Genomic DNA, 6513 nt, shown 5'->3' with positions numbered 1-6513 from the left:
GCTGAAGATAGCGTAGATGGGCACGCGCCCCGTCCGCGCCCTTGCCGGCGAGCTTGACGACCCGCGCCTTGACGATCCCCCGGCGCTGGCGGAAGGCGGCATACCGGTCGCGCGATTTCAGCAGTGCGGCGGCCGCCCCGCCGCGCCCTGCCCGACTCCCCGCGAAGCGACCACCACGCTTCGGCCGGCCGCCGGCACGGTTGATCGCCGCCCGGATCTGGCCGGCATAGCGCTTGCCCGCTTTCGAGCCGCGCGCGCCTATTTTTCCGAGCTTCGGCCTGAACTCGTCATCATTCATGCGAGCCTCCCAGACATATCAAGCAAAATCAGACACTTACACGTCCAACCCTCTTGGCAACGGCGGCAGCCTCCCGGAAAAACGATGTGCAGACAAAGATTTAACCGCCTCCTGGAGGCGGTACCTTTATCTTGCCTTACGCCGACCCAATCCTCAGCCCCTTCCAGATCGAGAAATCAGCACCCCGCGCAGCCAGGAACGCCTAGCGCTTTCACTTCGCGCCCGGCACCGTCGATCCGATCCGTCCGGAACCGAGCGGCACCAGAATGTCGCCGTTCGGATTTCTCGCGGAAACGCCATCTCTCAAGAAAAACAGCGACCGTCCGGAAGGCGATTCGGAGTCTTCGCGGCCGGGGGATTGCCCCCGAACTGCTCCATGTCGGCGGCTGAAATCCCGGCCGCATCGAGCTTTTCCAGATAGCCGACCGTCTCGGTCGGCAACGGCCGTCCACGCTGCAAATGGTCGTCGTAGCGATCGGGTCCAGCATTGTAAGGCAGCGAACAGGCCGGGATATCCGAAGCGGTCATACATGGTGCGGAGATAGGCGGTTCCGGCCAGAATGTTGTCGCGCGGGTCGTATGGGTCGAAGCCCAGACCGTGCTCGATCCGCATCTCCTCATAGGTTTTGGCCATCACCTGCATGAGGCCCATTGCGCCCGCGCGCGAGGTGATCGGGCGGCCATCGAGCATGGTTTTGCCACGACTTTCAGCATCGATGACAGCGTAGATCCAGGTCTGAGGAAGACGAAAGCGCCGGCTTGCTTCCGAGACGAACACCTGCCACTTTCGAAGCTGCGGACTATGGGAGATGGCGACCGGGTCAGCGCCGGTCGAGGCGGAACAGGCGCATGGGCCAATGGCGACCATGCCCAGCACCAGGAGGGTCATTCGGTCCATAGCGGCACGAGCCTCCCGATGATGTTTTTGGCCGGAACCGGCCCGAAATAGCGGCTGTCGAAGGAGCGTGGGGCCTCGCGATTGAGCAAAAAGAATTCGTTTTGCGAGAGCGCACGGCAGCCGCTCCACCAAGGCAATGCACGGCCCTGCGTATCGGTCGCCAGCCGGCTCGCGACGATCTCGCCGCCAATGATGATCGCCTCGTTGAAGGCACAGACATGCTCGCCGGGAAGAGCGACAAGGCGCTTCACCAACGGCACGCTGCGGGGAAGGTAGCCGCGTTCGGCGGCAAGGTCGGCGATGGGATCGGGCGCGCGGACGAGGACCAGATCACCGCGTGCGGGGGCTCCTCCAGCGACACGGTAGAGCCCGACCGGCGCGCTGGTCGAGGCGTTCCAGACCAGCCAGGGCGATGGATTGGCGAGGCCCGTGATGCCGATCAGGCCCAGTCCGATTGCAGCGACAGCGATTGTCTTTCGTGCCCGAATGCGCCGCAGGCGAGAGCCGATCAAATGGATGGATGCCAGCGTCTTCATGAGCGGCCTCCATCCTTGGAGCCTGCTTCCTGCTGGCGCCCTTTCGACCACTCGTCGAGTTCGTCGATGTGGTAGCGGACATAGCGGCCGTGCTTGCGGAACTGCGGGCCGAGGCGCTGCGTGCGCATCTTTTCGAGGGTGCGCTGGGAGAGGCCGATATAGAGGGCAGCGCGGTCGTTTTCGTCGTCCATGATGGTCCTCGTTTCGCCAACTGAAGATGACGGCGAGGATCGGCGAGCGAGGGCGTTTGCGGGACGGGCGAAGAGTCGGTTGGGAGTTTTCGCCGCCCCCTGGCAGACGGTGCTGGGGTTGGAAGAAGCCCCCGCGCCGGCGGCGCGAGGGCTTCAGAGGCCGGTCAGTCGACCGGGTTCCAGATGATGGCGAAGCTGTCGTCGTCATCCTGGCCGGCGGCGCGACCGAGATTGGCGTAGAGCTTGCGGGACCCAAACTCGGGTGCGGCAATCGACAGGCTGACATAGTCCTTGCCGGAGGCCTCGCCGATCCGGACCCAGCCGGCGCCCACCTCGACGCCCTGTGTCAGCACCCGGAAGTCGGGGTGATTTTCGGCGCTCTTGGCCTGGTTGGGGACGATGTCGATGTCGGCGCGGACGCTGAGTGTCCTGAGCTGGCCCTTGTAGCCGCCGTTATCCTGCTTGGTGACGTATCCGATCGCGGTCATGCTAGTCTCCTTTGGTGCTCGCCGGGGACCATTCCCCTGCGATGGCGGACCGTGATGGGCGCGTCCGGCCCGCCCGAACCCCCTTGGGCCGGAGCGTCAGCGGAGGATCCGAGCGGACGGCTTTTTTGAAGCGAAGCGGCGCGAGGAAGCCGCCGCAGGCGGCGGGGAAAAAAGTTGACGGCGAGGGTTTCGGGCGGGACGGATCCGCTCATAGGTCATCAAGCCAGCGGCAGGGGAATGGTCTTCGCAGAGCGCCTCAGGACAGGCCATATACGCGGTCGCTGCGACACCAAGTCGGTCAGGCGGTTAGCGAAATGCGGACGCTTCGACGCCGCGCCGGCGCCATCGTTCCGATCCGGTACGCGCCTAAAACGGACAAATCGACCTGTCTGCCAGCAGTCATTTCGCGGGGGACATGGCACCGGGAACGGAGATGCGCAGTGGTCTGCGAGGAGAAGCTCAGCGCCACTGCCTCCCGGCAGACGGCCGAGCGGCGGCAGACCAATCGCTGCCGTCGCCACGCCCCAAGGATCATTCAGACACGAACAGGGACTGGACCTTCGACCACTGGTCCACAGTGCGAAAACCGCCGCGATCGGTGTAGCTCGCAACCGGGAATGTCATCCAGCGCGGCAGCCAATCGCCGACTTTCTGCCTGCCGTTTTCGCCTGCAAGGACGTCGCGCATGATCTTCTTTTGCGTCTTCACCTTCTCCGAAACATTGCCCTCAGCGACCTGTTTGCCGGCAATGTCGGCAAGCATGGCGTTCGCGACTTCGCGGTCGCGCAGCAGCTCGAAGAAGGCATCGTCCGGCTGCCAACAGCTGCGCATATCGACATTCAGATGATTGCCGAGCGCCTCGACGATGGCGCTGCCGGCGGCGAGCGTCTCGGCCATGACGATGGCCAGAACGCGCGCGACATCGTCATCGCCAAGCGTAAGCAACCGGGCGAACACGCTGGTAGTGGTAAAGTCCTCGCCGTTGCCGCCGGCGATGCTGGTGTCATCGTCAGCTTGCCCAAGCAGCGCCAAAACCTCGCGCCGCTTCTCGGCGAAGGCCGCTTCGGTCTTGCTAGCGGCGATGCTTGCCGCCACTGCCTCGTTGGCTGCGCGCTGCGCTTCAAGGCGAACCTGCCAGAGGCTCGAACCGGCAATGGCATGCGCCAGCATCAGGCGCAGGGCGACAGCCGGATGGTCCAACAATGTCGTGCGCGCAGCGGCGTGGCGATGCAGATCGACATAGTTCTGCATCGGCCCGCTGAGTTCGGGACGCGACGGCTTGGCAGGCGTTTCGACATCCTCGCCATCCTCGCCGCCGGAGCGGGCGCGGCAGGCTTCCTTGCGCGACAGGTAGCCTTCATGAAACTCGGCCGCGCCACGGTGCGAGACGGTGACAATGACCTTGCCGCCCTTCTTCTTCGGCGTCTTTTCATAGTCCCATGAGTGGAAATACTGCCCCGGTTCGAGCACGATCACTTCGAGCCAACCGGCTTCAATGTAGGCGCCGCGTCTGGCGGCAATCGCCTCGTTCTGCCTTTGCCAAAACAGGTCGGCATCGGCAAAATAGCTGTCCTCGCCGAATAGATCGGACACGACCAGTCCGCCATAATCCTCGATGGCGAACAGCGCCACCTTGGTCGAGATCGACTGGCCGCCGAACAGCCATTGCTTCAATTGCCAGCCGCGCGGCGCGCGCTGATCTGGACCCGCGTAGAGCGCCAGCCAGTCCTTTTGCTGTGCCTTCGAAGCCATGGTGAGATGGCGTACGGTCTCGGTGTCGATTTCCTCGCGGCGATAGGCTTCGCGAATCTTCGGCAGAAGATCGCCAAGCGCCAGGATGCGCCTCACCTGATGTTCGGTCAGTCCAAAGGTAGTGGCAATATCGGCGACACCGCGCCCTTCCTTGATCAACCGGGTGAAGGTCTCCCATTGCGAAACCTCGTCGGGGTCGAGCCGGGCGATGTTCTCGATCAGCGAGGCTTCGAGCGCGCCGGCATCGTCGCCATCTTCCATGATGGCGCATGGCAAGGGCTCCGTCTCACCGCGCTCGTCGGCGACGGTCTTTGCGGCAAAGTATCGCCGCCGCCCGGCGACGATCTCGAAGCTGCCGGGCGACCCGTTGGGCCGCACCAGAAGCGGCACGAGCACGCCGCGCGCCCTCACGGACGGCAGGATATCGGAGATATCCGGCGCTCGTCTGGAATGCCGCATGTTGGCGGCAGAGATATTCGAATGGTCGATTGCGACATGGGCAAGCTGCATGGTTCCGTCTCCTTTACACTGGTTGAAATCGCCCTGACCGCGAGGCCGCAGGCCGAGCGGCGGGCGGGTTTTGCGCCTATCGGCGCGATCGTTCCGCCATGTCGGGCGGAAGTTCGGGAAGGGGGATCGAAAGGCCGGCGGCGGCCTGGCGCAAAAGCCGCTCGGCCTCGGTGATGTGGCCGGCAAGGCGCGCGGCTTCGGCATAAACCGAGAGCGGAAACCGCGCGTGAAAAAAGAGGTCGCGCTCGATGCCGAGACCAAGCGGCCCTTTCACGGCTTGAAGGTCGGCAAGGCTGACGCTGCCGAGTTCCGGGAAGCCGAAACCGAGATCGCAAAGGCCGAACAGCGTATCGCCATCGGCGTCGAGTTCGGTCAAAAGCCAGGTCGCGGCGCCGACCGGATTGAACAATTTCACGACCGGGACATGATCGGTTTCGGTATGGGCTGCACCATTGGCGAGCAGCCGGGCGCGCAGGTCTTGGGTTATCAGGATCATGGCGAAGCTCCTTCTCAGAACAGGTCGGGTTGATTGCGGGCGTTCGGCGGGAGGGAAGGTTCACTGGACCTTCCGCTTGTCCGCCTCACCATCGAAGAGACCGATATCGATCGGCTTTTGCGTAGCGCGCGGTCATGCCGCGATCTCCCCAGAGTCTGCCGCGTCCGCTGCGTCGGTGCCGAAGGCGAGCAGGAAATTGGCGGCTTTCGAGGCAAGGCTGGCGGCGCGGAAAATGGCGCGGTTGTCCTCGCGCAGCACCGAGAGCCACGAAGCGATATAGTCGGCATGGCGCACGGTGGGCTCGATGCCAAGCGTGGAGCAGGTGAAGGCAGCTGTCAGCTCGGCCACCAGTTCCTCGCGGGCATAAGCCTTGGTGCCGAACGAGCCGGAGAAGTCGCGCGCAAGCCGGGTGGGATGCCCGGTCCAGTGGCCCAATTCATGCAGGGCCGTGCGGTAATAATTGATCTGATCAAGGAACGCGGGCTGCGGCGGCAGCTGGATGAAATCGCGAACCGGCATGTAGAAAGCGCGATCGCCACCTATGCGAATATCCGCGCCAGACGCACGAATGAGCGCCTCCGCCTGCGGGATGATCGCGCGCTCGGGCAGCGGCTCAGGCTGGCCGTAAAGGTGCTCGGGTAGGCCATCACACTGCGCGACATTGAAGATGGTGAAGCGCTTGAGGAAGGGAACCGCCCGAGGCTCGGCCTCTTCTTCTCTGGCGCGCTCCTTCTCGTCCTTCGGGATAAAGCGGTCGGCATGCACGATGGTCGTGCCGTGCTCGCCCTTCCTGACATTGCCGCCAAGCCAAAGCGCCTGCCGGAAGGTGAGCCAGTACTGGCCGGCATAGCCGCGCTCGATCACCGCGCCCCACAGGATCAGGATATTGATGCCGGAATAGCTGCGCCCGGTGACGGCATTCTTCGGCAGGCCAAGGGATGCCTTGGCCCTGCCCCAAGGCTTCACCCATGGCACGCAACCCCGCTCCAGATCGGCGATGATCCGATCTGTGATTTCCGTATAGAGGCTGGCCCTCGGCGGCTCGCCGCTCTTGGCTAGCACTTCTCCACGAGCACCGCGCTTGCCGGTTCTGCGCATGACTTGACCTCCGCTCGAAAATCTCGCTGCGCCCCTTCCCCGGAAGCGGGGTGGGCGGCGAAAAACGACCGGAAAGGCTCGCCGTCAGAGGCGGCCGGCATCCGCAGGACCGGAACGAAGTGGAGGACCCGGAGCGGGAAGCGGAGGGTTGCGGGGCGCCGCGGCGGGCCTAGAAGGGAGAGCCGCCCACACCGCTTCCGGGGAAGGGGCGCAGCGAGATTTTCGAGCGGAGGTCAAGTCATGCGC

Annotated in this window: 6 protein-coding genes and 2 pseudogenes; all 8 read right to left on the bottom strand. The window is 64.2% G+C overall.

The window, feature by feature from the left end:
- Positions 1-298: pseudogene (locus tag EOD15_RS25855) on the bottom strand (conjugal transfer protein TraI); the annotation flags it as partial.
- A 211-nt stretch (positions 299-509) separates the two neighbouring features.
- Positions 510-1196, bottom strand: a pseudogene (locus EOD15_RS25850) (lytic transglycosylase domain-containing protein).
- On the bottom strand, positions 1184-1732 hold the full coding sequence (traF, locus tag EOD15_RS25845) for a conjugative transfer signal peptidase TraF (protein WP_127322293.1): 549 nt from the start codon (positions 1730-1732) through the stop codon (positions 1184-1186). The pseudogene EOD15_RS25850 and the gene traF overlap by 13 nt, the downstream one beginning before the upstream one ends.
- Positions 1729-1923, bottom strand: a complete 195-nt coding sequence (locus EOD15_RS25840) for a helix-turn-helix domain-containing protein (RefSeq protein WP_127322294.1) — start codon at positions 1921-1923, stop codon at positions 1729-1731. Before EOD15_RS25840 ends, traF begins: the two co-directional genes overlap by 4 nt.
- A gap of 164 nt (positions 1924-2087) precedes the next feature.
- Positions 2088-2411, bottom strand: coding sequence for a DUF736 domain-containing protein (locus EOD15_RS25835; protein ID WP_127322295.1), 324 nt, complete (start codon positions 2409-2411; stop codon positions 2088-2090).
- A 531-nt stretch (positions 2412-2942) separates the two neighbouring features.
- On the bottom strand, positions 2943-4673 hold the full coding sequence (locus EOD15_RS25830) for a ParB/RepB/Spo0J family partition protein (protein ID WP_127322296.1): 1731 nt from the start codon (positions 4671-4673) through the stop codon (positions 2943-2945).
- A 76-nt stretch (positions 4674-4749) separates the two neighbouring features.
- Entirely contained in the window at positions 4750-5169 is a 420-nt protein-coding gene (locus EOD15_RS25825) for a DUF2958 domain-containing protein (RefSeq protein WP_127408966.1), read from the bottom strand.
- Positions 5170-5301: 132 nt separating this feature from the next.
- Positions 5302-6267: a zincin-like metallopeptidase domain-containing protein gene (locus tag EOD15_RS25820; RefSeq protein ID WP_127318930.1), complete on the bottom strand. Its 966-nt coding sequence runs from the start codon at positions 6265-6267 to the stop codon at positions 5302-5304.
- Positions 6268-6513 lie beyond the last annotated feature (246 nt).

Origin of the sequence: Mesorhizobium sp. M7A.T.Ca.US.000.02.2.1, from assembly GCF_003996995.1 — a bacterium.
In the GTDB taxonomy this organism is placed as follows: Bacteria; Pseudomonadota; Alphaproteobacteria; order Rhizobiales; family Rhizobiaceae; genus Mesorhizobium.
The sequence above is the reverse complement of the archived record's forward strand: the minus strand, read 5'-3'. Positions and strand labels throughout refer to the sequence as shown.

Coding starts and splice junctions, on each gene's coding strand:
- traF (WP_127322293.1), bottom strand. CDS start 1,732: ATGAAGACGCTGGCATCCATCCATTTGATCGGCTCTCGCCTGCGGCGC.
- EOD15_RS25840 (WP_127322294.1), bottom strand. CDS start 1,923: ATGGACGACGAAAACGACCGCGCTGCCCTCTATATCGGCCTCTCCCAG.
- EOD15_RS25835 (WP_127322295.1), bottom strand. CDS start 2,411: ATGACCGCGATCGGATACGTCACCAAGCAGGATAACGGCGGCTACAAG.
- EOD15_RS25830 (WP_127322296.1), bottom strand. CDS start 4,673: ATGCAGCTTGCCCATGTCGCAATCGACCATTCGAATATCTCTGCCGCC.
- EOD15_RS25825 (WP_127408966.1), bottom strand. CDS start 5,169: ATGATCCTGATAACCCAAGACCTGCGCGCCCGGCTGCTCGCCAATGGT.
- EOD15_RS25820 (WP_127318930.1), bottom strand. CDS start 6,267: ATGCGCAGAACCGGCAAGCGCGGTGCTCGTGGAGAAGTGCTAGCCAAG.